Annotated in this window: 21 protein-coding genes and 4 pseudogenes; 12 read left to right on the forward strand and 13 right to left on the reverse strand. The window is 73.0% G+C overall.

What is annotated here, in order from left to right; genetic code table 11:
* Positions 1–13: 13 nt before the first annotated feature.
* Both purB and mug read left to right on the forward strand, forming a co-directional pair.
* Positions 14–1,456 (forward strand): adenylosuccinate lyase, encoded by a 1,443-nt coding sequence (gene purB / locus V8690_RS05705; protein ID WP_338776219.1) that lies wholly within the window; start codon positions 14–16, stop codon positions 1,454–1,456.
* 13 nt (positions 1,457–1,469) lie between these two features.
* Positions 1,470–2,015, forward strand: a complete 546-nt coding sequence (gene mug, locus V8690_RS05710) for a G/U mismatch-specific DNA glycosylase (protein ID WP_338776220.1) — start codon at positions 1,470–1,472, stop codon at positions 2,013–2,015.
* Positions 2,016–2,019: 4 nt separating this feature from the next.
* On the opposite strand, the gene V8690_RS05715 is transcribed toward mug, so the two are convergent.
* The 3 genes and pseudogenes from V8690_RS05715 to V8690_RS05725 all read right to left on the reverse strand — a co-directional run.
* Positions 2,020–2,451, reverse strand: coding sequence for a hypothetical protein (locus tag V8690_RS05715; protein WP_338776221.1), 432 nt, complete (start codon positions 2,449–2,451; stop codon positions 2,020–2,022).
* A 66-nt stretch (positions 2,452–2,517) separates the two neighbouring features.
* Positions 2,518–3,243: an ABC transporter permease gene (locus tag V8690_RS05720; protein ID WP_338776222.1), complete on the reverse strand. Its 726-nt coding sequence runs from the start codon at positions 3,241–3,243 to the stop codon at positions 2,518–2,520.
* A gap of 2 nt (positions 3,244–3,245) precedes the next feature.
* A pseudogene (locus tag V8690_RS05725) lies at positions 3,246–3,866 on the reverse strand (ATP-binding cassette domain-containing protein); the annotation flags it as partial.
* On the opposite strand from V8690_RS05725, the pseudogene V8690_RS05730 reads away from it, so the two are divergent.
* Both V8690_RS05730 and V8690_RS05735 read left to right on the forward strand, forming a co-directional pair.
* A pseudogene (locus V8690_RS05730) lies at positions 3,865–3,954 on the forward strand (DNA-binding response regulator); the annotation flags it as partial. The pseudogenes V8690_RS05725 and V8690_RS05730 overlap by 2 nt on opposite strands.
* An 87-nt stretch (positions 3,955–4,041) precedes the next feature.
* The gene (locus V8690_RS05735) at positions 4,042–5,199 is read left to right on the forward strand and encodes an ROK family transcriptional regulator (RefSeq protein ID WP_338776223.1); all 1,158 of its coding nucleotides are present in this window, start codon (positions 4,042–4,044) and stop codon (positions 5,197–5,199) included.
* Positions 5,200–5,306: 107 nt separating this feature from the next.
* Here V8690_RS05735 and V8690_RS05740 read toward each other — a convergent pair whose 3' ends face one another.
* Positions 5,307–6,068 (reverse strand): GntR family transcriptional regulator, encoded by a 762-nt coding sequence (locus V8690_RS05740; RefSeq protein ID WP_338776224.1) that lies wholly within the window; start codon positions 6,066–6,068, stop codon positions 5,307–5,309.
* 170 nt (positions 6,069–6,238) lie between these two features.
* The gene (locus tag V8690_RS05745; RefSeq protein WP_338776225.1) at positions 6,239–7,123 is read right to left on the reverse strand and encodes an RNA polymerase sigma-70 factor; all 885 of its coding nucleotides are present in this window, start codon (positions 7,121–7,123) and stop codon (positions 6,239–6,241) included.
* Between the two features lie 164 nt (positions 7,124–7,287).
* On the opposite strand from V8690_RS05745, the gene V8690_RS05750 reads away from it, so the two are divergent.
* Entirely contained in the window at positions 7,288–8,118 is an 831-nt protein-coding gene (locus V8690_RS05750) for an alpha/beta fold hydrolase (RefSeq protein ID WP_338776226.1), read from the forward strand.
* Positions 8,119–8,240: 122 nt separating this feature from the next.
* On the opposite strand, the gene V8690_RS05755 is transcribed toward V8690_RS05750, so the two are convergent.
* Positions 8,241–8,534, reverse strand: a complete 294-nt coding sequence (locus tag V8690_RS05755) for a hypothetical protein (protein WP_338776227.1) — start codon at positions 8,532–8,534, stop codon at positions 8,241–8,243.
* A gap of 375 nt (positions 8,535–8,909) precedes the next feature.
* Between V8690_RS05755 and V8690_RS05760 the strand changes: the two genes are divergently transcribed.
* From V8690_RS05760 to V8690_RS05770, 3 genes are all read left to right on the forward strand, one after another.
* The gene (locus tag V8690_RS05760) at positions 8,910–10,340 is read left to right on the forward strand and encodes a PLP-dependent aminotransferase family protein (protein WP_338776228.1); all 1,431 of its coding nucleotides are present in this window, start codon (positions 8,910–8,912) and stop codon (positions 10,338–10,340) included.
* A 139-nt stretch (positions 10,341–10,479) separates the two neighbouring features.
* The gene (locus tag V8690_RS05765) at positions 10,480–12,054 is read left to right on the forward strand and encodes an alkaline phosphatase D family protein (RefSeq protein WP_338776229.1); all 1,575 of its coding nucleotides are present in this window, start codon (positions 10,480–10,482) and stop codon (positions 12,052–12,054) included.
* Between the two features lie 134 nt (positions 12,055–12,188).
* Positions 12,189–13,442 (forward strand): GNAT family N-acetyltransferase, encoded by a 1,254-nt coding sequence (locus V8690_RS05770; protein ID WP_338776230.1) that lies wholly within the window; start codon positions 12,189–12,191, stop codon positions 13,440–13,442.
* 9 nt (positions 13,443–13,451) lie between these two features.
* Here V8690_RS05770 and V8690_RS05775 read toward each other — a convergent pair.
* A pseudogene (locus V8690_RS05775) lies at positions 13,452–14,695 on the reverse strand (PLP-dependent transferase).
* Between the two features lie 59 nt (positions 14,696–14,754).
* On the opposite strand from V8690_RS05775, the gene V8690_RS05780 reads away from it, so the two are divergent.
* The gene (locus tag V8690_RS05780; RefSeq protein ID WP_338776231.1) at positions 14,755–15,246 is read left to right on the forward strand and encodes an Lrp/AsnC family transcriptional regulator; all 492 of its coding nucleotides are present in this window, start codon (positions 14,755–14,757) and stop codon (positions 15,244–15,246) included.
* Positions 15,247–15,278: 32 nt separating this feature from the next.
* A complete protein-coding gene (locus V8690_RS05785; protein WP_338776232.1) occupies positions 15,279–16,970 on the forward strand; it encodes a DUF885 domain-containing protein in 1,692 nt (563 codons plus the stop codon).
* A 19-nt stretch (positions 16,971–16,989) separates the two neighbouring features.
* Here V8690_RS05785 and V8690_RS05790 read toward each other — a convergent pair whose 3' ends face one another.
* The 3 genes from V8690_RS05790 to V8690_RS05800 form a co-directional block, all read right to left on the reverse strand.
* Positions 16,990–17,835: an SDR family oxidoreductase gene (locus tag V8690_RS05790; RefSeq protein WP_338776233.1), complete on the reverse strand. Its 846-nt coding sequence runs from the start codon at positions 17,833–17,835 to the stop codon at positions 16,990–16,992.
* 143 nt (positions 17,836–17,978) lie between these two features.
* A complete protein-coding gene (locus V8690_RS05795) occupies positions 17,979–18,497 on the reverse strand; it encodes an immunity 21 family protein (protein ID WP_338776234.1) in 519 nt (172 codons plus the stop codon).
* 44 nt (positions 18,498–18,541) lie between these two features.
* Positions 18,542–19,018, reverse strand: coding sequence for a rhodanese-like domain-containing protein (locus tag V8690_RS05800; RefSeq protein ID WP_338776235.1), 477 nt, complete (start codon positions 19,016–19,018; stop codon positions 18,542–18,544).
* A 94-nt stretch (positions 19,019–19,112) separates the two neighbouring features.
* On the opposite strand from V8690_RS05800, the gene V8690_RS05805 reads away from it, so the two are divergent.
* Positions 19,113–19,559 carry an Lrp/AsnC family transcriptional regulator gene (locus tag V8690_RS05805; RefSeq protein ID WP_338776236.1) on the forward strand — a complete coding sequence of 149 codons (447 nt, stop codon included), beginning with the start codon at positions 19,113–19,115 and terminating at the stop codon, positions 19,557–19,559.
* 77 nt (positions 19,560–19,636) lie between these two features.
* On the opposite strand, the gene V8690_RS05810 is transcribed toward V8690_RS05805, so the two are convergent.
* The 3 genes and pseudogenes from V8690_RS05810 to V8690_RS05820 all read right to left on the reverse strand — a co-directional run.
* A complete protein-coding gene (locus V8690_RS05810) occupies positions 19,637–22,633 on the reverse strand; it encodes an SMC family ATPase (RefSeq protein WP_338776237.1) in 2,997 nt (998 codons plus the stop codon).
* Positions 22,630–23,793, reverse strand: a complete 1,164-nt coding sequence (locus V8690_RS05815) for an exonuclease SbcCD subunit D (RefSeq protein WP_338776238.1) — start codon at positions 23,791–23,793, stop codon at positions 22,630–22,632. The genes V8690_RS05810 and V8690_RS05815 overlap by 4 nt, the downstream gene beginning before the upstream one ends.
* Before the next feature lie 198 nt (positions 23,794–23,991).
* Positions 23,992–24,393 (reverse strand): annotated as a pseudogene (locus V8690_RS05820) (MarR family transcriptional regulator); the annotation flags it as partial.
* Positions 24,394–24,396: 3 nt separating this feature from the next.
* Here V8690_RS05820 and V8690_RS05825 point away from each other — a divergent pair.
* A complete protein-coding gene (locus tag V8690_RS05825) occupies positions 24,397–24,774 on the forward strand; it encodes an MFS transporter (RefSeq protein ID WP_338776239.1) in 378 nt (125 codons plus the stop codon).
* Positions 24,775–24,778 lie beyond the last annotated feature (4 nt).

Raw genomic sequence — 24,778 nt, forward strand, 5'->3', positions numbered from 1 at the left:
ACACTCCGTCCACGTGACTTCCGCTCCCGCCAAGCCCCGCATCCCGAACGTCCTCGCCGGACGGTACGCCTCCGCCGAGCTCGCCACGCTCTGGTCGCCCGAGCAGAAGGTGAAGCTGGAGCGACAGCTCTGGCTCGCCGTGCTGCGGGCCCAGAAGGATCTCGGGATCGAGGTGCCGGACGCGGCGCTCGCCGACTACGAGCGTGTGCTCGACACCGTCGACCTGGCCTCCATCGCCGAGCGTGAGAAGGTCACGCGGCATGACGTGAAGGCGCGCATCGAGGAGTTCAACGACCTCGCCGGGCACGAGCATGTGCACAAGGGCATGACCTCCCGCGACCTCACCGAGAACGTCGAGCAGTTGCAGATCCGGCTTTCGCTGGAGCTGATGCGCGACCGCACGGTGGCCGTGCTGGCGCGTCTGGGCAAGCTGGCCGGGGAGTACGGCGAGCTGGTCATGGCCGGCAGGTCCCACAACGTCGCCGCGCAGGCCACCACCCTCGGCAAGCGCTTCGCGACCGCCGCCGACGAGCTGCTCGTCGCCTACGGCCGGGTCGAGGAGCTGCTGGGCCGCTACCCGCTGCGCGGCATCAAGGGCCCGGTCGGCACCGCGCAGGACATGCTGGACCTGCTGGGCGGGGACGCCGCGAAGCTCGCGGAGCTGGAGCAGCGGATCGCCACGCACCTGGGCTTCTCGCAGGCGTTCACGTCGGTCGGCCAGGTCTACCCGCGCTCGCTGGACTACGAGGTCGTCACCGCGCTGGTGCAGCTGGCGGCGGCGCCGTCGTCGCTGGCGAAGACGATCCGGCTGATGGCCGGGCACGAGCTGGTCACCGAGGGCTTCAAGCCGGGCCAGGTCGGCTCCTCGGCGATGCCGCACAAGATGAACACCCGCTCCTGCGAGCGCGTCAACGGCCTGATGGTGATCCTGCGCGGTTACGCCTCGATGACCGGCGAACTGGCGGGCGACCAGTGGAACGAGGGCGATGTGTCCTGCTCGGTGGTGCGCCGGGTCGCGCTGCCGGACGCGTTCTTCGCGCTGGACGGTCTGCTGGAGACGTTCCTGACGGTGCTCGACGAGTTCGGCGCGTTCCCGGCGGTCGTGGCGCGTGAGCTGGACCGCTACCTGCCGTTCCTCGCGACCACCAAGGTGCTGATGGGCGCCGTGCGCGCGGGCGTGGGCCGCGAGCTCGCGCACGAGGCGATCAAGGAGAACGCCGTCGCCTCCGCGCTCGCCATGCGCGAGCAGGGCGCCGAGCGCAACGAGCTCCTCGACAAGCTGGCCGCCGACACGCGCATCCCGCTCGACCGCGCCGAGCTGGACGCGCTGATGGCCGACAAGCTGTCCTTCACGGGTGCCGCGGGCGACCAGGTCGCCGCCGTCGTCGCCCGGGTCGAGGAGATCGTGAAGCAGCACCCCCAGGCCGCGGGCTACACGCCCGGCGCGATCCTCTGACGCGCCGCGAACGATGCCCCGTTTCACGCCCGAGGAACTGGAGGCCGCCCGCGACCGTGTCGTGCCGGACGTGGTCGCGGACGGTCTGCGGGTGCTGTTCTGCGGCATAAATCCCGGTCTGATGACGGCCGCGACGGGCCATCACTTCGCCCGCCCCGGCAACCGCTTCTGGCCCGTGCTGCACCGCTCCGGGTTCACGCCGCGGCTGCTGAAGCCGTCCGAGCAGCAGGAGCTGCTGTCGTACGGGCTCGGCATCACCAATGTCGTGACACGGCCGACCGCTCGGGCCGAGGAGCTGAGCGCCGAGGAGTACCGGGAGGGCGGGCGGCTGCTCGCGCTGAAGGTGGGGCGGCTGCGGCCGCGCTGGCTGGCCGTGGTCGGAGTGACCGCGTACCGCGCCGCGTTCGACGACCGGGCGGCCCGGGTCGGTCCGCAGTCGCGGATGATCGGGGACACGCGGGTGTGGGTGCTGCCCAATCCGAGCGGGCTGAACGCGCACTGGACGGCCGAGACGATGGCGGAGGAGTTCGCGCGGCTGCGGGAAGCAGCCGAGAGCTGATCTCCTACGGCGGGTCCGTATCCGTGACCACGGCCAGCAGCCGGACCCCCTGCGAGGTGTCGCGGTCGGTGACCGCCACGGCGACCCAGCGGCCGGTGCCCTCCACCTCCCACAGGTACGCGATGCTCGCGCGCTCGCTCAACTCCGCCCAGGGCCGGGGTATCTCCTCCTGCTCGGTGCGCAGCAGGACGGTCTCCAGGTTGTAGGGGGGCGTGTCACCCCAGCGTGAGGCGAGCAGTTCGTAGACGGCGTCCCGGTCCTTCTCGTACTGGTCGATCGTCACCGCCCGGAGCGCCGGGTCGCCGACGTCCGCGGCGTCTAACACCGCGGTGTGGTGACCGGGTCCGGAAACGCCGACGTCGGACGGGCCGTGCTCCGCCGGGAAGGGGCGGTAGCACAGCTCGTCGATGAGGGCGATGTGCTGTGCGATGTTCATGGATCCAGTAAACCCGCCACCACTGACACTTGGCGGGGCGTCAACCCTGTTCCCGCCGTTCTCCGGTCAGGCGTCCCGGCGGTGCAGGCTCCACGCTCCCGCCAGCAGGGCGGCCACTGCCCAGAGCGCGGTCACCGCGAGCCCCGACCACGGCCCGAGGGTGCCGTCGTACGTCTCCCTCAGGACCAGCTGTCCCGCCTTGTCGGGCAGGAAGTCGGCGACGGTGCCCGTCGCGTCGCCGATCACGAACGACACGACGAGGATGAACGGGATCAGCAGGGACAGCGTGGCCACGCCGCTGCGCAGCAGGGCGGCGAGTCCGGCGGCGAACAGGGCCATGAGCATGAGGTAGACGCCGCAGCCCACGACGCCGCGCACCTGCTCGCCGGTGCCGAGCCCGTCGGCCGCCGGGCCGAGCCCCGCCCGTGCCACGAGGAGGGCGGCGAGGGCGGTCACCAGTCCCACCAGCAGGACCGGTACGGCGATGACGGCCGCCTTGGCCGCGAACCACCGGCCGCGCCGCGAAACCGCGGCCAGCGTGAGCCGCAGCGCGCCCGACTGGAACTCCGACGACACGGCCATGGCCCCGAAGGAGACCGCCGCGATCTGCCCGGGCACGACACCGGACAGGGCCGTGAACAGGGGGTCGAAGCCGGGGTCCGACGTCTCGGAGACACCGGCGATCGCGGAGAACGCCGTGGTCGCGGCGAACAGGGCCAGGAGCGCTCCCGGGAGCGAGCGGAGCGTACGGATCTTCAGCCACTCGGAGCGGAGGACGGGGGTGAGATCCATGGTCAGGCCTCCTGGAACTGCGTGGTGAACTCGGCTTCGGTCGATGTGAGGTCGAAATAGGCCTGTTCCAACGTGCCCTCCTCGGACACGAGTTCGAGGACCGGCACACCCCCGGCGGAGGCGATGCGGCCGATGTCGTCCACGCGTGCGTGTCGCACGGTCCAGTGACCGTCCGCGTGTTCCACGGCGTCGTGGCCGTGCCGGGCGAGAGCGCTCCGGAGAGCGGCGGGGTCGGATGTACGGATGCGTACGCTGGGCCGCACGCGCGCGTGGATGAAGTCCCGCGTCGGGGTGTCGGCCAGCAGCCGGCCCCGGCCGAGGACGACGAGGTGGTCCGCGAAGGACGCGGTCTCGTTCATCAGATGGCTGGAGACCAGGACCGTGCGGCCCTCCCCCGCGAGCCGGCGCAGCAACTGCCGGATCCAGACGATGCCTTCGGGGTCGAGACCGTTGGACGGCTCGTCCAGCATGACCACCTCGGGGTCGCCCAGCAGGGCGGCGGCGATGCCCAGGCGCTGGCGCATGCCCAGGGAGTACGTGCGCACACGGCGCCGGGCCACCGACGCCAGGCCGGTTTCCTCCAGTACCTCGTCGACCCGCCGGTCCGGAATGCGGTTGCTGCTGAGCGCCGTACTGGCGAAGCTCGGAGCGAGGGACCGCACGCAGGCGGTGATCGCGGCGTACGAGTCGGGGTTCGTGGCGCCGGGGTGATCGGCGGGGCCGGTGGCCGCCCCTCGCCGGGGCCCGCCGCGCCGAGTACGATCCGGCCAACACGCGCACGAGCTGGGAGGACGGACGGTGGGGCGGCTGACCGGCGGGGATCCCTCGCTGCTGCGAAGGATCAACTCCGCGGTGGTGCTGCACGCGCTGCGTGCCACGGACTGCGCGACGCTCACCGAGATCACCCGGGTGACGGGACTGTCCCGGCCGACCGTCGAGGGCGTCGTCGAAGGGCTCATCGAGGCCGGTCTCGTCGTCGAGAAGGCGGCCGAGGAGGGTGCCGCCCGGCGGCAGGGGCGGCCGGCGCGGAGGTTCCGGTTCCGGGCTGAGGCAGGGCATCTGCTGGGGCTGGAGATCGGCGCGCACCGGGTGGCCGCGCTGCTGGCCGACCTGGACGGCCGGGTGATCGGCTCCCAGGCCAAGGACGTGCCCGAGACGGCCGGGGCCGACGAGCGGCTGGAGCGGCTGCGCGGAGCCGTCGCCGAGCTGCTGCGCCGGGCCGGTGTCGCACGCGGCTCACTGCGGGCCGTGGGCGTGGCGACGCCCGGGATCGTCGAGGCGGACGGCACAGTACGGCTGGGCACCGCGCTGCCGGGGTGGACGGGGCTGCGGCTGGGCGAGCGGCTGAGCCGGTCGTTCAAGTGCCCGGTCCTGGTGGAGAACGACGCCAACGCGGCGGCCGTCGCCGAGCACTGGAAGGGCGCGGCCACCGAGTCGGACGACGTGGTGTTCGTACTGGCGGGGCTCAGCCCGGGCGCCGGTTCGCTGATCGGGGGGCGGCTGCACCGGGGCTACGGCGGGGCGGCCGGCGAGATCGGCGCGCTGCATCTCCTCGGCCGGGAGGTGACGCCGGAGACGCTGCTGTCCACCACGGACGAACCGCTGCACCCGCTCGACGAACAGGCGGTCGCCGAGGTCTTCGCACAGGCCCGCGAGGGCGACCAGCGAGCCTGCGCGGCCGTCGACCGCTTCCTCCAGCGCCTGGTCCACGACGTGGCGGCCCTGGTCCTCGCCCTCGACCCGGAACTGGTCGTGATCGGCGGCTGGGCAGCGGGCCTGGACGGCGTCCTGGACCCCCTCCGCCAGGAACTGGCCCGCTACTGCCTGCGCCCCCCGCAGGTGACCTTGTCCCGCCTGGGAGACGCGGCAGTGGCGACAGGCGCCCTGCGTCTCGCCCTGGACCACGTCGAGGAGCAGCTGTTCAGCGTGGAGAGCCCGACCACACCACGCCGCTGACGGCAACGCCCTCAAAGGCGCGGTGCTGTGTCGAGGTGCGGCTCCGCCGCGCGGGCGCGACCAGCCATGACACACCCGCAGCCCGCCACTCCCCCGAAACGCGACGATCAGGACGCCTGCCGCTGCGGCCCGGCGTGGATTTTCACGCCCCCCGCATCACCGAAGGTCAACCGACACGTGTCAGCGCGATACGTCGCCACCGAAAGCGCACCCGAACGCCCCCCGGCGACGAACCGTGTCGTCACCACCAGCACGGGTGCCCCGGGCAGCCGGTCCAGTTCCTTCGCGTCGTCGGCCCCGGCGGAGCCGAGCTCCACCGCGTTCTCCTGCCGTTCCAGCTCCAGCCGCTGGAGCTCGCGCAGCACGGCACGCGCGCGTGCCGACCCGGACGGCGCGTCGATGCCGGAGAGCTCGGGCACCGAGGACTGCGGGACGTACAGCAGCTCGGCGGCGACGGGCCGGCCGTGCGAGACGCGGGAGCGGCGCACGATGTGCACGGGCTCGTCGCGGCCCGTCTCCAGCGCGTCGGCGACAGCCGCGGGCGGCACGGCCGCCGTGCAGTCGACGGGCTGCCAGGCGTCCTCGGGGCCGCCCGGCCAGGTGTGCGGGCCGGTGCCGAGGGAGACGCCCATGCGAGGCGGCGCGACGGTCGTGCCGACACCGCGGCGGCGCTGGAGCCTGCCCTCCAGTTCGAGCTGCTCCAGGGCCTGGCGGAGCGTGGCGCGGGCGACGCCGAAGCGGGCCGCGAGGTCGCGCTCGTTGGGCAGGATCTCCCCCACGGAGAACTCCGAGTCGAGCGCTTCGCTGAGCACGGTCTTGAGATGCCAGTACTTCGGTTCCGGCACCGAATCCAGCTGCGTGGTCCCCACCCTGTCCTCCGCAATCGCCGTGGTCGGCGGCTTTTCAGCGCCCTTGTTTTTTAAAGGTTGTTTCACTTCTCTGCGACCATAGGGCGGCCCTGATCCTTGGTCAAGACCAATGGCCGGGAACGTTCACGGGCCGTTCATGCGAGGCCGCGGCGGGGCTCCCGCGGCGCCGTCTAGACGGCGGCCAGCGCGCGCAGCTTGTCGGGGTTGCGGATGATGTAGACCGCCTGGACACGACCGTCGGCGACATCGAGCTGGAAGACGGAGTCGAGCTTGTCGCCGGACAGGAACAGCACGGCCGGGCCGCCGTTGAGCTCCACGAAGCGCAGGGAGAAGTCGGGGACGCCCTTCTGCGCGGCGCCGACGAGGAAGCGGCCCACCTTGTCCGCCGTCTCCAGGACCCGCAGCGGCGCCCGCGCCTTGCCGCCGCTGTCGCCGACGAGCCGGACGTCCGGGGCGAGCAACGCCATCAGCCCTTCGAGGTCGCCGTCCACCGCGGCGGCGAGGAACCGTTCGGTGAGGTCGCGCCGCTGGGCGGGGTCGACCTCGTAGCGCGGCCGCCGCTCCTCGACGTGCTTGCGCGCCCGCCCGGACAGCTGGCGCACCGCCGGTTCGCCGCGGTCGAGCATGGCGGCGATGTCGGCGTACGGGAAGCCGAAGGCCTCGCGGAGCACGAACACCGCCCGCTCCAGCGGCGACAGCGACTCCAGCACGACGAGGACGGCGAGCGAGACGGAGTCCGCGAGCACGGCCCGCTCGGCGGTGTCCGGCACGGTGTCGCCGAAGTCGGTGACGTACGGCTCCGGCAGCCACGGGCCCACGTACGTCTCCCCGCGGGACTTGATCTGACGCAGCCGGTCGATGGCGAGGCGGGTGGTGATCCGTACGAGGTAGCCGCGCGGTTCGCGCACATCGCGGCGGTCGCCGCCCGACCAGCGCAGCCAGGCCTCCTGCACCACGTCCTCCGCGTCGGCGACGCGGCCCAGCATGCGGTAGGCGACGCCCAGCAGGACGGGGCGGTGCGCCTCGAAGACGTCGGTCGCGGTCTCGGTGGTCACGGGCTCCATCCCAGCCCACCGATGCGGCCCTGTCCAGGCGGAATCGCCCCTTGCCGGACCGCCGCGGCCGCGCAAGTCGCGACGACTCGGGGCTACCCGCCGGTAGTAATTGCTGACAAGCTGTCTACGGCGTCCGTCAGCGAGTACATCCCGAGGAGCACCGCATGTCCGCCACCGTCTCCTTCAACGTCGCCTCCGCACACGGCGAGCAGAACGTGACCCTGTCCTACACGCGTCAGGGCAGCGGAGAACCGTTGCTCCTGCTGCACGGTATCGGCCACCACCGCCAGGTGTGGGACCCGGTGATACCCGCGCTGGCGGCCGAGCGGGACGTGATCGCCGTGGACCTGCCGGGGTGCGGCGAGTCACCGGCGCTGCCGGACGGCATGGCGCACGACCTGCCGACCATGAACGCCGTCCTCGCGGCGCTGTGCACGGCGCTGGAGATCGAACGGCCGCACGTGGCGGGCAACTCGCTGGGCGGCCTGCTGGCGCTGGACCTGGCCCGGGCGCAGCTCGTCCGCTCCGTCACCGCCCTGTCGCCCGCGGGGTTCTGGAACGAGGTCGAACGCCGCTACGCCTTCACGGTGTTGATGACCATGCGGCAGATAGCCCAGCGGATGCCGCTGCCCCTCGTCGAACGGCTGGCCCGTCCGGCGATCGGCCGTACGTTGCTGACGAGCACCATCTACGCCCGCCCGGGCCGTCGTTCGCCCGAGGCCGTGATCGCCGAGACGCTCGCGCTCGCCCGGGCGCAGGGGTTTTCCGAGACCCTCCGCTCCGGCAGGACCGTGCAGTTCACCGACGACATCGTGGGCACGCCGGTCACGGTGGCGTGGGGCAACCGGGACCGGCTGCTGATCCCCCGCCAGGGCGTGCGGGCCAAGAGCGTCATCCCCCGCGCCCGACTGGTGCGGCTGCCCGGCTGCGGCCACGTCCCGATGAACGACGACCCGGCACTGGTCGCGCGGGTCGTCCTCGACGGCAGCCGCTGAAGGGCCGGGCGCCGGTCCGGTCCGTCGTCGTCATACGGCCGACTCGGGCGCCACCCGCGCGGTCGCGGCGCGCAACAGCCGTACGTACCGGCCCCAGTCGGTCGGGCTCGCGACCGTTCCGGTCAGTGCGCGCTCGGCGCAGTCCAGGCTCTGCCGGAACGCCGCGTCGTGCAGGGGCGGAAGAACAACAGCCAGCCGAGCCAGCGCACGCCCCGCGGCCGCAGCGCGAGGGTGTTGCGCAGGACGGTCCGCTCCGCGCCGGGGTGCTGGAGGCTGAACTCGTGGAAACCGCGGAATTCGCGCGGGCCGGTGAAACGGAACCGCACCCACTCCCCCGGCACGTAGTGAGCGACCGCGTACCGCACGGGACCGTGACCGCCCGACGCGCCGACGGCCAGCGGCCGGTCGAAGCGCACGGGTGGCCAGCCGGCCAGAGCCGGTCGTTCCCGGTGCCGAGGGAGTCGATCAGGGCGCCGACGGCTGCCGGTGCCGCGGGCAGCTCACGCGGACGTTCAGCACAGTGATCACGGGCGGAGGCCGCCCTGTTCCGCGGCCCGGCAACTCCCCCGATCGGGGAAGCGCAGGGCACGCCGGGGACGCGTCCGCCGCCGCCCGACGGTCGCGCTCTCGGGCGCCGGTGGCCGGTAACTGCTCTCCGGAGCACCGTTACGCGTACGATTCGGGGCCCGGCCCGGCCGTGCCCCCCCTTCGGTCCTCCACCCTCTTCACGCGGCGACGGCCGTCACCCCTCGTGGCGGAAAGCCCGGCCACGGATCCGGCAGACTGACCGCATGGACCGCAACGAGCCCGCGTCGCCCGCCTGGGAGCTGCTGCTCCCGGCCGCTGCGGCACCGGCACGCACGCGTGGCCGTTCCCTTCAGGCGGCGCTGCGCGAAGCGGTCCGCTCGGGCCGCCTCGCGCCGGGCACGCGGCTGCCGTCGAGCCGGGATCTCGCCGCGGACCTGGGGGTGTCGCGCGGGCTGATCACGGAGGCGTACGAGCAGCTGACGGCTGAGGGCTATCTGCGCAGCGGCCGGGGCGCCGGGACGTGGGTGGGATCGGCCGTGCGGGCCGCCCGGCCGCGGGCGCACGACCTCGCTCCCCGCTTCGCCGGTGCCCGGGCGGACTTCGTGCCCGGGACGCCGGACCTGTCGCTGTTCCCACGCTCGGCGTGGGCCGCCGCTCAGCGCGGTGTGCTGGCGGAACTGCCGCACCAGGAGCTGGGGTATCCCGATCCGCGCGGGCTGCCCCGGCTGCGTACCGCGCTGGCCGAACTGCTCGCCCGGCGGCGGGGTGTGGTGGCCGACCCGGAGCGGATCGTGGTGGTCTCCGGGGTGACCCAGGCGACGACGCTGCTGGGTTTCGCGCTGCACGCGCGCGGGGTGCGCACGGTGGGTGTGGAGGACCCGGGCAGCCCCCAGCACGAAGAGCTGTACGCCTCGGCCGGGGTCAGCGCCGTACCGCTGCCCGTGGACGGCGAGGGAATCGCCCTGGAGCCGCTGCGGGCGTCGGGTGTACGGGCCGTGGTGACGACACCGGCCCACCAGTTCCCCACCGGCATCGCCTACTCGGCCCGCCGCCGCGCCGAGCTGCTGGACTGGGCGCGGTCCGTGGACGGCATCGTCCTGGAGGACGACTACGACGGGGACTTCCGCTACGACCGCGCTCCCGTCGGCGCGCTCCAGGGCCTCGACCCGGACCACGTCGCCTACACGGGCTCGGTCAGCAAGTCCCTCGCCCCGGGGCTGCGGCTGGGCTGGCTGCTGGTGCCCGGGTCCTGGGCGCGGGAGATCGTCGAACGCAAGCGCACCATGGACCTCGGTCACCCGTCCCTCGACCAGGCGCTCTTCGCCCACTTCCTCGAGCGCGGCGACTACGACCGCCAGTTGCGTCGCTGCCAGCGCGCCTACCGCGAGCGCCGTGACGCCCTGACCGCCGCCCTCGACGAGCACTTCCCCGGCTCCCGGGTCTCCGGCATCGCCGCCGGTCTGCACGTGATCGCCACCCTGCCGGAGCGCTACGGCCCCGAAGGGCGTTTCCTCACCCGCGTGACGGCGGCCGGGGTGGCGGTACGCCCCCTGTCGGCCTACGCACACCCGCGTCCCGGGCGGGAGGAGACCGACGGGCCGAAGCGGACCCAGCTCGTGCTGGGCTACGCGCACGTACCGCCCGCCCGGATCCACGAGGGCATACGCCTGATGGCGGAGGCGGCCACGGGGTGACTCCGGCGGAGCTCGCGGGTCCCCGCCGGTTCCCCTCCTCCCGCGGTCAGTTGTTCACTTGGGGTTCGTGTGTGCGCTGCGGCGTGCCAGTAGTTGTGGCTGTGCACACTGGCCGGATCCCGTCCCTGGAGGCGCATCCATGTCCCACCGTCCGTTCCCCGCGCGCCGTAGCGTCCTGCGTGGCTCCCTCGCCGCGTCGGCGGCCCTCACCCTGCCCACCGCTCTCGGCGCGGCGCCGGCCTTCGCGCGGCCGGGGCGTCCGAAGGCGGGGTGGGGTGTGCAGGCGGGCGACGTGACCTGCGACTCCGGGCTGGTGTGGGTGCGGTCCGACCGGCCGGCCCGGATGATCGTCGAGACGTCGGCGACCGAGTCGTTCCGCAACCCGCGCAGATGGCACGGCCCGCTGCTGGGTCCGGGTACCGACTTCACCGGCACGACGCGGCTGCGCGGCCTGCCGTCCGGCGAGCAGATCCACTACCGGGTGCTGCTCGCCGACCCGGACGACCCGCGCCGTACCGGCGAGCCGGTCACCGGCACCTTCCGCACGGCGTCCGACAAGCGGCGTGACGGTGTGCGGTTCGTCTGGTCCGGCGACCTGGCCGGTCAGGGCTGGGGCATCAACCCGGAGCTCGGTGGCTACCGGATCTACGAGGCGATGGCCGCCCTCGACCCGGACTTCTTCATCTGCAGTGGCGACAACATCTACGCCGACGGGCCCCTCACCGAGACCGTGGCCCTGCCCGACGGGCGCACCTGGCGGAACATCACCACCGAGGAGAAGGCGAAGGTCGCCGAGACCCTGGCGGAGTTCCGCGGCAACTTCCGCTACAACCTGCTGGACGAGAACCTGCGCGCCTTCAACGCCCAGGTCCCGTCCATCATCCAGTGGGACGACCACGAGGTCACCAACAACTGGTACCCGGGCGAGATCCTCGGCGACAGCCGGTACACCGAGAAGAACGTCGACGTGCTCGCCGCCCGCGCCCGCCGGGCCTTCTCGGAGTACTTCCCGATCTCCACGCTGCGCCGCCCCGACGGCCGTGTCTACCGTGTGCAGCACCACGGCCCGCTGCTGGACGTCTTCGTGCTGGACATGCGCACCTACCGCAATGCCAACTCGCCGGACGACCAGCCCACCGATCCGCAGGGCATCCTCGGCCGCGAGCAACTGGAGTGGCTCAAGCGCGAGCTGTCGCGCTCCCGCGCGGTGTGGAAGGTGATCGCCTCCGACATGCCGATCGGCCTGGTCGTCCCGGACACGGGCGACGGCAAGCCGAACATCGAGGCCGTCGCCCAGGGCGACCCCGGCGCCCCGCTGGGCCGTGAGCTCCAGATCGCCGAGCTGCTGCGCTTCATCAAGCACCGCCGGATCACGGGCACGGTGTGGCTCACCGCCGACGTCCACTACACCTCGGCGCAGCACTACCAGCCGTCGCGGGCCGCGTTCACCGACTTCGAGCCGTTCTGGGAGTTCGTGTCGGGCCCGCTGAACGCCGGTGCGTTCCCGGCGAACACGCTCGACGGCACCTTCGGTCCCGACCGTGTCTTCCTGAAGGCGCCGGCCACCGCCAACGTCTCCCCCGCCGGCGGTTACCAGTTCTTCGGCGAGGTCGACATCGACGGCGGCAGCGGCGAACTGACGGTACGTCTGCGCGAGCAGGACGGCACAGTGCTGTTCACGAAGGTGCTCCAGCCGGGTCTGGTCGGCCAGTGAGGTGCGGCGTGGGGCAGGGCGTACGGTACGGTGCGCAACGTTTGAAGGGTTGATAAAGAGGGCAAGCCACCCCTTTTACCCGCCAGTCACAATGCGTTCGTGATCACGCAACACCGGTCGGTCACAGTGGGTGCATGACGCGAAAAGTGACTGATGTGACGCACTTGAACGACTGCCGTCCCGCCAACCCGTGGCAGCGGGTCACGGCGGCGCTCCACACCTGGCGAACACGACGCCACGAACACGCGCCGCCGTCGGACGATACCGAGTCCCCGGCACCGGAGCCGGTGCCGGGGGCGAACACGCTGTGGCGGATGCGGACCACGGTGAGGGACGAACCGGGATCACTGGCGGCCCTGTGCACGGCCCTCGCCGAGCACCGGGTCGACATCCTCAGCCTCCAGACGCATCCGCTGGCCGAGGGCACGGTGGACGAGTTCCTGCTGCGTGCCCCGGGCGAGTTGCCGGCCTCCGGAATCACCACGGCTGTCCGGACGGCCGGCGGCACCGACACCTGGATCGAGCGGGCCGACGCCCACGATCTGGTGGACGCGCCGACCCGGGTGCTGGGACTCGCCACCCGCACCGCCCTGGACGCCGCGGAACTTCCCCTGGCGCTGCGCCAGTTGCTGGGCCGGTGCACGATCCGTTCCCAGCCCGCACCGGCCGGCGGCGACGAGGTCTCCGACGGTGTCCCGGTGGAGGGAGCCCTGGACGACACGGTGATGCGCCTGCGCGCCCCGGAAGGCGGAGTGATCACCGTGGAGCGGCCGCACCTGCCCTTCACACCGACCGAGTTCGCCCGGGCCAGGGCCCTGGTGGAACTGGACGCCCGGCTCGGGCCGCGCGTCCCGCGCGGCCGGGACGTGCTCACCCTGGCCGAGGGCAGCGACATCACGGTGCGCCGGGCCGACAACCGTGATCTGGAGGCGGCCAGGGCGATGCACGAGCGGTGCTCGGACCGCACGATCAAGCTGCGCTACCACGGGCCGGTCGGTGACGCCGACCGCTATCTCAACCACCTGCTCAGTCCGCGCTTCGGCCGTACCCTCGCCGTGCAGACGGCCTCCGGGCGGCTCGTCGGGCTCGGTCACCTGCTGTGGGACGGTGACGAGACGGAGGTCGCGCTGATCGTCGAGGACGCGTGGCAGCGGCGGGGCATCGGCGGGGAGTTGCTGGGCCGGCTGGTCGCGATGGCCGCGGAGGGGGGTTGCGGGAGTGTGTACGCCGTGACGCAGGCGTCCAACACCGGGATGGTCGCCGCGATGCGGGGGTTGGGGCTCCCCCTCGACTATCAGGTCGAGGAGGGGACGCTGGTCATCACTGCGCGGCTGGGTGAGCCGGTTGCGTCGAGTGCGGGTGAGTTGGGGAGCGCCTCAGCGTCGTAGGGGCCGTGGTCAGACGGTGGGTGCGGGTGCCTTGTGGTTTCTCGCGCCCACGCGGCGGAGCCGCACGTCAGTACAGCCCCGCGCCCCTATGGGGGCGCTCCAGCGCCTGGTCGAGATCCGACCAGAGGTCCTCCACGTCCTCCAGGCCCACCGACATGCGCAGCAACCGGTCACCCACCCCCGCCCCCCTGCGGTCGTCCGCGTCCACGATGCGGTGGCTGATGGAGGCCGGGTGCTGTATGAGGGTGTCCACACTGCCCAGGCTCACCGCCGGGGTGATGAGGCGGACGCCGGCGATGACCTCGTGGGGGTCGCCGCGTACCTCGAAGGAGACCATCGCGCCGCCGATGCGCGGGTAGTGCACGCGGGCTACTCGCGGGTCGGCGGCGAGGCGGTGGGCGAGCTCGGCGGCGTTGGCGGAGGCGGCCCGTACCCGGACGGGGAGGGTGGACAGCCCGCGCAGCAGCAGATCAGCCGGCGAGCGGATGCAGTACGCCGCCCGTGGCGAAACGTACCTGCCGTAGCCGTCCCGCGAACTCCTCGTCGCAGGCGACCACGCCCGCCAGCACGTCCCCGTGGCCGCCGAGGTACTTGGTGGCGCTGTGCAGCACGAGCCGTGCGCCCTGTTCGGCAGGACGCTGGAGCACCGGCGTGGCGAACGTGTTGTCCACGAGCAGCGGCACCGAGCCGCAGGCGTGTGCGACGGCCCGGAGGTCGACCTCGGCGAGCGTGGGGTTGGCCGGGGACTCCACCATCACCAGGCCCGTGTCCGGACGCAGTGCCTGCGCGATTGCGGCCGGGTCGGTCCAGGTCACCTCCGAGCCCAGCAGCCCGGCGGTCAGCAGATGGTCGCTGCATCCGTAGAGGGGACGTACGGCCACCACGTGCCGCAGCCCCATGGAGGCGCGTACGAGCAGGACGGCGCTCAGGGCGGCCATGCCGCTGGCGAACGCGACCGCCGCCTCGGTGCCCTCCAGGCGAGCCAGCGCGGTCTCGAAACGGGCGACGGTCGGGTTGCCCAGCCGCCCGTACACGGGCGGGCCGTCCGGTTCCGCGCCGGTGGCGGCGAACGCGTCGATACGGGCCGCCTCACCACGGCTGTCGTACGACGGGTAGGTGGTGGACAGGTCGATCGGCGGGGCGTGCAGCCCCTGCCGGGCGAGGTCGTCCCGCCCGGCGTGGACGGCCTCGGTGGCGAGTGCTCTCGGTGCGGTGCGTACGTCGCGGTGGGCGTCCATGCTCGCTGTGTCCATGACGGAAGGGTGAACAGCGGCCGGGCCCGAGGGTGAGAACTCCGTGCTACGTTCGGCCAATGGCCGAATCTGTCGTACTGGACCCGGTGGATCTCCACCTTTTGCGGCTGTTGCAGAACGACGCCCGGACGACGTACCGGGATCTCGCCGCGCAGGTCGGGGTGGCGCCGTCGACATGTCTGGACCGGGTGACCCGGCTGCGCCGCTCGGGCGTGATCCTCGGACACCGGCTGGAGCTGGATCCGGCCAGACTGGGACGAGGGCTGGAAGCCTTGCTGTCGGTGCAGGTCAGACCGCACCGGCGGGAATTGGTGGGGCCGTTCGTGGAGCGGATCCGCGCCCTGCCGGAGTCGCGGACCGTCTTCCATCTGACCGGACCGGACGACTACCTCGTCCATGTCGCGGTCGCCGGCATGGCCGACCTTCAGCGGCTCGTGCTGGACGAGTTCACCTCGCGGCGGGAGGTGGCGCGCGTGGAGACCCGGCTGATCTTCCAGCAGTGGGAGTGCGGGCCGCTGCTGCCGCCTTCGCCCTCGGCTCAATCCGCGTGACGTGCGCTGCACGTCGTACCAGGATGGACCGCATGTCTGAGATCAAGAGCCCGCTGCCCCGTGAGGTCGCCGACGCGTACGTCGACGAGCTCATCGCCCTCGACCCGATCACCGGCACGTTCCTCGGCGTCAAGGAGAGTTCGAGCAGGCTGCCCGACACCTCGCCCACGGGCCAGGAGGCGCTCGCGGAGCTGGCGCGCCGGACGCTCGCCCGGCTGGACGAGGCGGAGCGGCAGCCCGGCGCGGACAGTGACATCGAGCGCCGCTGCGGGCGGCTGCTGCGTGAGCGGCTCGTCGCGGAACTCGCCGTGCACGAGGCCGAGGAGAGCCTGCGGTCCGTCAGCAACCTGAGCTCCCTCCCGCACGCGGTGCGCCAGGCGTTCACCGTGACGCCGGCGGCGTCGGAGGAGGACTGGGCGGCGATCGCCGAGCGGCTGCGCGCGGTCCCGGCCGCGCTGGAGGGCTACCGGGAGTCCCTGGCGCTCGGCCTGGAGCGGAAGCTGCACGGCGGGCCGCGTGCCACGGCCACGTTCGTGGAGCAGCTGGGTGAGTGGGCGGACGCCGACGGCGAGGGCCGTGGCTGGTTCGAGATTTTCGCGGCCGCCGGCCCCGAGGCGCTGCGGTCCGAGCTGGACACGGCGGCCCGCTCGGCCACCGAGGCGGTTCTGCGGCTGCGCGACTGGATGCGGGACGTGTACACACCGGCGATCGAGGGCGCGCCGGATGTGGTGGGCCGGGAACGGTACGCACGCTGGGTGCGCTACTACAACGGCACGGACCTCGACCTGGACGAGGCGTACGCGTACGGCTGGTCCGAGTACCACCGCCTCCTCGGCGAGATGAAGGCGGAGGCCGAGAAGATCCTGCCGGGTGCCGCCACGCCGTGGGTGGCGCTGGCGCATCTGGACGAGCACGGCACGCACATCGAAGGCGTCGACGAGGTCCGCGACTGGTTGCAGTCCCTGATGGACGAGGCGATCGACGCGCTCGACGGCACCCACTTCGACCTGGCCGAGCGGGTGCGCCGGGTGGAGTCGCGCATCGCCCCTCCGGGCAGCGCCGCGGCCCCGTACTACACGCCGCCGTCGGACGACTTCTCGCGCCCGGGCTGCACCTGGCTGCCGACCATGGGCGAGACGCGCTTTCCCGTCTACGACCTGGTGTCGACCTGGTACCACGAGGGCGTGCCCGGCCACCACCTCCAGCTGGCCCAGTGGAAGCACGTGGCGGAGAACCTCTCCCGCTACCAGGCGAGTGTCGGCATGGTGAGCGCCAACGCCGAGGGCTGGGCGCTGTACGCCGAGCGGCTGATGGACGAGCTGGGGTTCCTGACGGACCCGGAGCGCCGGCTCGGTTACCTGGACGCGCAGATGATGCGTGCCGTGCGCGTCATCATCGACATCGGCACGCATCTGGAGCTGACGATCCCGGACGACTCCCCCTTCCACCCGGGGGAGCGCTGGACACCGGAGCTGGCGCAGGAGTTCTTCGGTTCGCACAGCAGTCGGCCCGCGGACTTCGTGGAGAGCGAGCTGACCCGCTATCTGTCCATGCCGGGCCAGGCCATCGGCTACAAGCTGGGCGAGCGGGCCTGGCTGCTGGGCCGCGAGAAGGCCCGCGCCCGGCGCGGTGAAGGCTTCGACCCGAAGGCCTGGCACATGGCGGCCCTCTCGCAGGGGTCCCTGGGTCTGGACGACCTGGTGGACGAACTGTCCCAGCTCTAGGGGACGTCAGCGGCGCAGGTCAGCGGCGGAAGCCGCCCTCGGAGTCGATGACCTGCCCGGTGACCCACTCCGCCTCGTCCGTGGCGAGCCATGCGATGAGGCGGGCGGGGTCGTCGGGCATGCCCCACCGGCCGGCCGGGAAGAGGGCCGCGATGGTCTCGTAGTCCTCGCCGGTCATGTAGTCCGTGTCCACGGGTCCGGGGTTGACCGTGTTCACGGTGACGGCGTGTTCGGCCAAAGTCGTCGCCAGGGAGCGGGTGATGGAGGCGAGGGCGCCCTTCTGGAGGGCGTAGGCGATCTCGCCCGGCATGCCGCCTCCGAGGTCCTGGCCGGAGGTCATCATCATCACGCGCCCGCCTGGAGTGCGCGGCGGCAGCGCGGCTCGCAACCGGGCGTACGCCTGGGCCAGCAGGATCACCGAGCGGGTGTCGACCGCCCAGTGCCTGTCGAGCATCGCCGTGTCGATCTCGTCCAGGGAGCCGTCGAACCCGCTCTGCGCATGGTTGGCGACGAGGATGTCGAGCCGCCCGCCGAGCACCTCGGCGGCCCTGCCGACGAGTTCACCGGGCACGTCCGGATCGCCCAGATGACCGGGCCCGGCGACGACCCGGGCATCAGGGTCCGCGAGCGCCCCGCGCACGGACGCGACGACGTCCTCGGGACGGTCCGCGCCCCAGGGCTGGCCGGCATCGTGCGGCACGTGGTGATGCAGATAGACACTCGCCCCGTAGGCGGCAAGGCGCCGGGCCACGGCGTGCCCGATGCCGCCGCGCCGGCTGGCACCGGTGACGAGGGCTGTGCGGCCGCGCAGGGGCAGGGGGTCGCGGCGGAGTTCTTCGGGGGTGGGGTGGGGAAGTCGAGGCATACGATCATCGTGTCCGGGCTGCACGAGCGCCGCACGCGAATATCGCCCCTCAGGGGCGCGGGGCTGTGCCGATATGCGGCTCAGTCGCGTGGGCGCGACCAGCCACAAAGCCCGCACACGCCGACCGGTCGACCGCCCCACGGTCATCTGGGCGCAAGGAGCCGCAGTTGGACCAAGCCCAGCCACGTTTCCGGACCCGGCTGAACCCGAGCCGCCCGAACCGCGTAGCGCCCGCGCTCCAGAACCACCCGAACCCCCTCGCTCCCCGAAGGATCCGCCCCAGGCCACGCCGCATCAAAAAGCAGCACAGCACCGGGCACCTCCCAGTGAACCTCCGGCTCCCACTCCGCCGTGTCGACGGCCAACGGCACGCTCGCCAGCAACTCGTCCTCGGAATCACCCGCGCACCACCGGACGAACATCCCCTGGTCGGGCAGATAGGCCGTCGACGCAGGCTCGTCGCCCAGAACCAGGGCCGTGCAGTCGCCGACCGGCAGAAGCCCGACGTGCCCGTCCACCTCACAGGCCCGGTCGTAGTCCGACGCCGTCTCCTCGCCGTCGGCACCCGCCCAGAACGGCAGAACCGTCTCGGGCACCGCTATCAGCGGCCCGCCGCCCGACTCCACCCATTCCACGACGCCCGGCTCCGCGTATCGCACCATGGCGCAAGAACCTACAGGGTCAATCCCCTTCAAATTTCCGGGGGTCAGCAGCCGCAGTCACCAGCACCCGCGGGAGCCGTCAGGGGATCCGGGGCACGGCGTTCGCGGCCCTGCCAGGTCTCGAACTCGAAGCCCTCGCGCGCCCAGTACTCGAAACCCCCGAGCATCTCCTTGACCTGGTAACCCAGTTCGGCGAGGGCCAGGGCGGCACGGGCGGCACCGTTGCAGCCGGGGCCCCAGCAGTACGTCACGACCGGCACCGACCTGTCGAGGAGTTGTGCGGCCTGCTCGCGGACGAGCGCGGTCGGCAGGTGGACGGCTCCGGGGATGTGGCCCTGGTCCCAGGCCTCTATGGAGCGGGAGTCGACCAGTGCGAAGCCGGGGTCGCCGCCGGCCGCGAGTGCGGCGGCGACGTCGGACACGTCGGTGTGGAAGGCGAGGCCTGCGCGGAAGTGGATGGCGGCCTCGGCCGGGGCGGCGGGGGCGACGCGCAGCACGGGATTCACGGTGATGGTGGTCATGCCGAGAAAGCTACGGCCGCTGATCCGGACCTTGAAGTGATGATCCCCGGCATTCCGCTTGATCCGCCGGGGATTTCGCTGCTATTCCTCGGGGATGACCGCGTATTCCCCGGACGCCACCGACTGGCGCATCCTCGACGTCCTCCAGCGGGAGGGCCGGGCCGGTTTCACCGAGCTGGCCCGTGCCGTCTCCATGTCCGCGAGCGCGGTCACCGAACGGGTGCGCCGCATGGAGGAGGCCGGGGTCATCCAGGGCTACACGGCGGTGGTCGATCCGGAGAAGCTGGGACTGCCGATCCTGGCGTTCGTACGTCTGCGGTACCCCACCGGGAACTACAAGCCCTTCCACGACCTCGTCGCCGCCACGCCCGAGATCCTGGAGGCACACCACGTCACCGGCGACGACTGTTTCGTCATCAAGGTCACGGCCCGCTCGATGCGCCACCTGGAGGAGGTGTCCGGGCGGATCGGGGCGCTGGGCTCGGTGACCACGAGCGTCGTGTACTCCTCGCCGCTCCCCCGGCGGCCCCTCGGCCGCTGACGCTTCGGACATCCCGCACAGCAGCGTCCCGACCCGCACCGGCGTCCCCGCGGACTCACGCCCCTCGGCCGCTGACCTCAGCCCACGCCGCGCTGCCGCAGCACCGATCCGGACCTGCCCTTGACGACCTCCAGCTGGGCGTGGATCCGCCGTCGCAGGTCGGGCACGTGGCTGACGATGCCGACGCTGCGGTCGCGTTCGCGCAGGGAGTCGAGGACGTCGAGGACCTCGTCGAGGGTCTGGTCGTCGAGGCTGCCGAAGCCCTCGTCGATGAAGAGGGTGTCCAGCCGCACCCCGCCGGCCTCGTCCGTGACGACGTCCGCGAGGCCGAGGGCGAGGGCGAGCGAGGCGAAGAACGTCTCGCCGCCCGACAGCGTCGCCGTGTCCCGCTCGCGGCCGGTCCAGGCGTCGACGACGTGCAGCCCGAGTCCGCTGCGGCCGCGTCCGGTGCGGTCGTCGGAGTGGACGAGGGTGTAGCGGCCGGACGACATGCGCCGCAGCCGTACGGTCGCGGCTGCGGCGACCTGTTCCAGGCGGGCCGCCAGTACGTAGGACTCCAGGCGCATCCGGCGTTCGTTGTCCGCCGAGGTGCCGGCGGTGAGGCCGGCCATGCGGGCGACCCGGTCGTACTCCTCGCGCAGCGGCGCCAGCCGGCGGACGGAGGCGGTCGCCCGGGCGGAGAGCCGATCGAGTTCGGCGCAGCGCCGGGCGGCGGCGTCGTGTGCGGAGGCGGCCTCGCGCAGCCGGCGGGCCGCGGCGTCGGCGGTGAGCTGCGCCGACGTCAGGTCGGCGGGCCGCTGCCGGGCGGCGGTGGCGGTGTCGGCCTCGGCGAGGACGGCCCGTACGGCGGCCTCCTCGGTCTGCCAGGCGTCCAGCCGGCGTTGCAGCTCGCGGTGGGCGGCGTCGTCGAGGACGGCGGCGGCCGCGTCCCGCGGGGTGTCGAAGCCGGCGCGGAAGGCGGCGTCTGCGAGCCGGGCGTCGGCGTCCTTGAGCCGCTGGGCGGTGTCCTCGGCGGCGCGGGCGGCGTCGGCACCGTCCGTGAGCAGCGCGGTCCGGCGCTCCAGTTGCGCGGCCCGGGCGGCGACGCTGTCCAGGGCGCCCCTCGCCCGGTCCAGCTCCTCCTCCAGGGCCGCGCGCTCGCTCTCCAGCCGCTCTCGGTGGCCGACCCGGGCGGCGCTCCGCACGGCGGCCTCCTGCCGGGCGGCGACGCGCCGCTCGTACTCGTGCCCGGCCTGCCGCAGCCGCTCCTGCGCGGCGTGCAGCTCGGCGGCGCCCCGGCGGGCCTGCGCGTACTGCTCCTCCAACTCCGCGAGCTCGCGGGCGAGCTGCTCGGTGGGAGTGTCACCCGCCTCGGCGGTGGCGGCGGCCAGCGCCTCCCGGACGACGCCGAGATTCCGCTCGTCCTCGGCGCGCTGTTCGTCGACGCGCTGATAGGCCGCCAGGGCGTGTTCCTCGGCCTCGCGGTCGACGTGCCCGGCGATTTTGCGGGCGGGGGCGGGGTGTTCGGTGGCCCCGCAGACGGCGCAGGGCTCACCGTCGGTGAGGTTCGCGGCCAGTTCGGCGGCGATGCCGGTCAGGCGCTGTTCCTTGAGGTCGAGCCAGTGCTGCTTGGCGCGCAGCGCCTCTTCCTGTGCGGTGCGGGCCTGCTCGACGGCCTTGTTGGTGTCCTCGGCGAGCTGGTCGCGCAGCCGGGCCGCCTTCAGCCGCTGCCGCGCGGGCTCGCGCCGTACGGCGAGTTGTTCGGCTAGGGAGGAGGCCTGCTGGGCGGAGTCGACGCGGGCCTGGAGGGCGGTGCGCGTCTCCTCCCAGCCGTCGAGCCAGGCCTCCGCCTCCTGGAGGAGCTCGGCGTCGGCGCGTTCCTGGCGGTCCAGGCCGGCGCGTTCGTCGAGGAGTTCGGCCAGTCGCCGCTCGGCGCGGCGGGCCGAGTCCAGTCCGCCCAGTTCCTCGGCGGCCCGGCGGGCGGCGGCCGCGAGCCCGGCCGCGCCCGCGTCGGCGAAGGTCTCGGGCAGCAGGGCACGCGCGCGTGCCTCGGCGGCGGCCGCCCGCCGGTGTTCGGCCTCGGCGGTCTCCCGCAGGTCCAGGGCGGGCGCGACCGCCTCGGCCTTGCGGGCGCGCTCCATCCGCTTCTGCGCCTCCCGGTACGCCTCGGTCCGCTCCTCCAGGAGCGCCGCCCGTTCCTGTGCCTGCGCGAACCGCCGCTGGAGGCGGGCCAGTTCGCGTACGTCGTCGAGGGCCCGGCCGGCGGCCGCCTGCGCGGACTCGGCGGCTGCGAGCGTGCACTCGGCGACGGTGAGCTGTTCGCGGGCGGTGCTGCGGGCGACGGCGGCGGTGCCCAGCACCGCCTCGGCGAGTCCTGGTTCGCCGGGTGCCAGGTCCGGCAGGCTCATGGCGTCGCCCGCGGCCTGCTGCATGCGGTGGGCGTCGGCCAGCAGCTCGGCGTCCCCGTCCCGGACCTGGGCCTCGGTGGCGCGGCGGCGCTCGGCGAGGCGCTTCTCGACGTCGGCGAAGCGGCGGGTGTCGAACAGGCGGCCCAGCAGCTTGCCGCGGGCCTCGGCGTCGGCGCGCAGGAACCGCGCGAAGTCGCCCTGCGGCAGCAGCACGACCTGGCAGAACTGCTCCCGGCTCATGCCGAGCAGCTGGGTGATCTCCTCGCCGATCTCCTGGTGGGAGCGGCTGAGGTCCTTCCAGGCCCCGGCCGTGGTGTCGTACTCGCGGAGCCAGCTCTGGGCCTTGTCGAGCGTCGTGCCGGTGCCGCGTTTCTTGGGGCGTTCCCAGGGCGGCTGGCGGGTGATCTCCAGGCGGCGTCCGGCGACGGTGAGTTCGAGGGTGACCTCCGTGCGGGTCGCGGGCGCGGCGTGGTCGCTGCGCAGGGCCGTGCCCTGTCCGCTGCCCTGCCGGGCGCCCGGCACCGAGCCGTACAGGGCGTAGCACACGGCGTCGAGGACGGATGTCTTGCCCGCGCCGGTGGGTCCGTGCAGCAGGAACAGCCCGGCCGCCGACAGTTCGTCGAAGTCGACGCTCTGGGTGCCTCCGAAGGGTCCGAAGGCGGTGATCGTCAGCCGGTGGAGCCTCACCGGGCGACCTCCCGTACGGTCTCGTCGGCCCGCACCGCGTCGAACGCGTCCCGCAGCACGCCCTGTTCGTGCGCGTCGGGTCCGGCGCCGCGCACGTGGGCGACGAAGTCCTCCGCGATCTGCTGGTCGCTGCGGCCGACCAGGCGCCGGGCGTACGACACCTCGGGGTCGTCCTCGGCCCGGTCGGGGTCGAAGACGAGGCTGAGGGTGTGCGGGAAGCGCTCGGTGAGCCGGGCCATCGGGTCGGCCGGACGGACCGGGTCGGTGAGCGTCGCCTCGACCCATGCCTCCTCGTGCCGCTCCAGCTCCGGGTCGGCGAGCAGGTTCTCCAGCGTGCCCCGGATCCGGGCCAGGGCGCGCGGCACCGGGCAGTCGACGCGCTCGGCGTCGACGGAGCCGTCGGCGGCCAGGTCGACGAGCCACATGCTCTTGCGGTGTTCGGCCTCCGAGAAGGAGTAGGGCAGCGGGGAGCCGGAGTAACGGACGCGGTCGCTGAGGGTCTGGCAGCCGTGCAGATGCCCGAGGGCCACGTAGTCGACGCCGTCGAAGACGCCGGCGGGCACGGCGGCCACGCCGCCGACGGTGATGTCCCTTTCGCTGTCGCTGGGTTCGCCGCCGGTGACGAAGGCGTGCGCGAGGACGACGGAGCGCGTGCCGGGCGCGCGCGTGGCGAGGTCGGCGCGGACCCGGTCCATGGCGGCGGCGAGCACGGCCTCGTGCCCGGCCTTCTCCACGCCGAACTCGTCCTTCACCAGGGCCGGTTCGAGGTAGGGCAGCCCGTAGAAGGCGACGTCCCCGTGGGCGTCGGCCAGCACCACCGGGATCCCGGCCGCCGACGGCTCGGTCCGCAGGTCGATGCCGGCCCGCCCGATGAGGCCCGCACCGACGCCCAGCCGGCGGGCCGAGTCGTGGTTCCCGGAGATCATCACGGTCGGCACGCCGAGGTCGGCGAGGCGGTGCAGGGCGTCGTCGAACAACTCGACCGCGGCGAGCGGCGGCACGGCCCGGTCGTAGACGTCCCCTGACACGACCACCGCGTCCACGGCCCGCTCGCGCACGGTCGTGACGAGGTGGCCGATGAACTCGGCCTGGGCGGCGAGCATGTTCACCCGGTGGAACGACCGGCCGAGGTGCCAGTCGGACGTGTGCAGCAGTCTCACGACGCCGCTCCGACCTGCATGACTCCCCCTGCTACCGCTCCACGACCCGCACGAGCCGGCACAGCTCGCTGTCAGCACCCACCACGCTAACCCGTGCGGGCACCTGGTCCATCACGAACCTCGCGATGCCCCACCCGCCGGGCGCCAATTCGGGGGAAATGTCCGCACGTACGCCCTGCGGGAGTCGAGCGCGCAGGCTCAGCCCTGCCCCGTGTGGTCGAGGCCCTCGTGCCCGACATGGGAAACACCCCGCACGTTCAGCTCCTCCTGCACGTCGTCGAGCAGCTCGCGCAGCAGCTCGGCGAGTGCTTCGCGCCGCTCCGGGCCCAGGCGTTCCAGCAGCTGCGTCTCGCGGGTGAGCACCCGGTCCACCGTGCGCTCCACCAACTCGTGGCCGACCGGGGTCAGTTCGACCAGCACCGCGCGGCTGCGGCCGGGGGCGGGGCGGCGCGTGACCAACTTGTCGCGCTCGGCGCGCGCGACCCGCTGGGAGATGGCGCCGGCGGTCACCAGGGAGTGCCCGGCGAGGTCCTGGGTGCTCAGGGTGTACGGCGGCCCGCTGCGGCGCAGCACGCTGAGCAGGTCCAGGGCGGCCGGGTCGGCGTGGCCACCTTCACCCTGACGTCCCTGCTGTGCGCGCTCGCGCCCACCCCGGCCACCCTGATCGCGGCCCGGGTGCTCCATGGCCTGTCGGCCGCGGTGATGACTCCGCAGGTGCTCTCGCTCATCCGGGCCGTCTTCGTACACGAACGCGACCGCGCCCGTGCCGTCGGCGCCTACGGTGCCTCCATCGGAGCGGGCGTCATCGCCGGCCTCGTCGGCGGCGGTCTGCTGCTCGACCTCGACGTGGCCGGCCTGGGCTGGCGCATGATCTTCCTGTGTCAGCGGCCTCGGTGGCGCGCCGCGGGCCGCCGTCCCGCTCCCGCTCCACCGGCACTGATGCCCGCCGGGCCGGCTCCCGGGCGCCGGGCAAGAGGCTGACCGC

Origin of the sequence: Streptomyces sp. DG1A-41 (assembly GCF_037055355.1) — a bacterium.
GTDB lineage: Bacteria > Actinomycetota > Actinomycetes > Streptomycetales > Streptomycetaceae > Streptomyces.

Excerpts from the sequence above, each read along its gene's own strand:
- V8690_RS05785 (WP_338776232.1), top strand. The coding sequence starts at position 15,279 with ATGTCTGAGATCAAGAGCCCGCTGCCCCGTGAGGTCGCCGACGCGTAC.
- V8690_RS05805 (WP_338776236.1), top strand. The coding sequence starts at position 19,113 with ATGACCGCGTATTCCCCGGACGCCACCGACTGGCGCATCCTCGACGTC.
- V8690_RS05800 (WP_338776235.1), bottom strand. The coding sequence starts at position 19,018 with ATGACCACCATCACCGTGAATCCCGTGCTGCGCGTCGCCCCCGCCGCC.
- V8690_RS05715 (WP_338776221.1), bottom strand. The coding sequence starts at position 2,451 with ATGAACATCGCACAGCACATCGCCCTCATCGACGAGCTGTGCTACCGC.
- V8690_RS05780 (WP_338776231.1), top strand. The coding sequence starts at position 14,755 with ATGGCCGAATCTGTCGTACTGGACCCGGTGGATCTCCACCTTTTGCGG.
- V8690_RS05770 (WP_338776230.1), top strand. The coding sequence starts at position 12,189 with ATGACGCGAAAAGTGACTGATGTGACGCACTTGAACGACTGCCGTCCC.
- V8690_RS05765 (WP_338776229.1), top strand. The coding sequence starts at position 10,480 with ATGTCCCACCGTCCGTTCCCCGCGCGCCGTAGCGTCCTGCGTGGCTCC.
- V8690_RS05795 (WP_338776234.1), bottom strand. The coding sequence starts at position 18,497 with ATGGTGCGATACGCGGAGCCGGGCGTCGTGGAATGGGTGGAGTCGGGC.
- V8690_RS05790 (WP_338776233.1), bottom strand. The coding sequence starts at position 17,835 with ATGCCTCGACTTCCCCACCCCACCCCCGAAGAACTCCGCCGCGACCCC.
- V8690_RS05760 (WP_338776228.1), top strand. The coding sequence starts at position 8,910 with ATGGACCGCAACGAGCCCGCGTCGCCCGCCTGGGAGCTGCTGCTCCCG.
- V8690_RS05720 (WP_338776222.1), bottom strand. The coding sequence starts at position 3,243 with ATGGATCTCACCCCCGTCCTCCGCTCCGAGTGGCTGAAGATCCGTACG.
- V8690_RS05750 (WP_338776226.1), top strand. The coding sequence starts at position 7,288 with ATGTCCGCCACCGTCTCCTTCAACGTCGCCTCCGCACACGGCGAGCAG.
- mug (WP_338776220.1), top strand. The coding sequence starts at position 1,470 with ATGCCCCGTTTCACGCCCGAGGAACTGGAGGCCGCCCGCGACCGTGTC.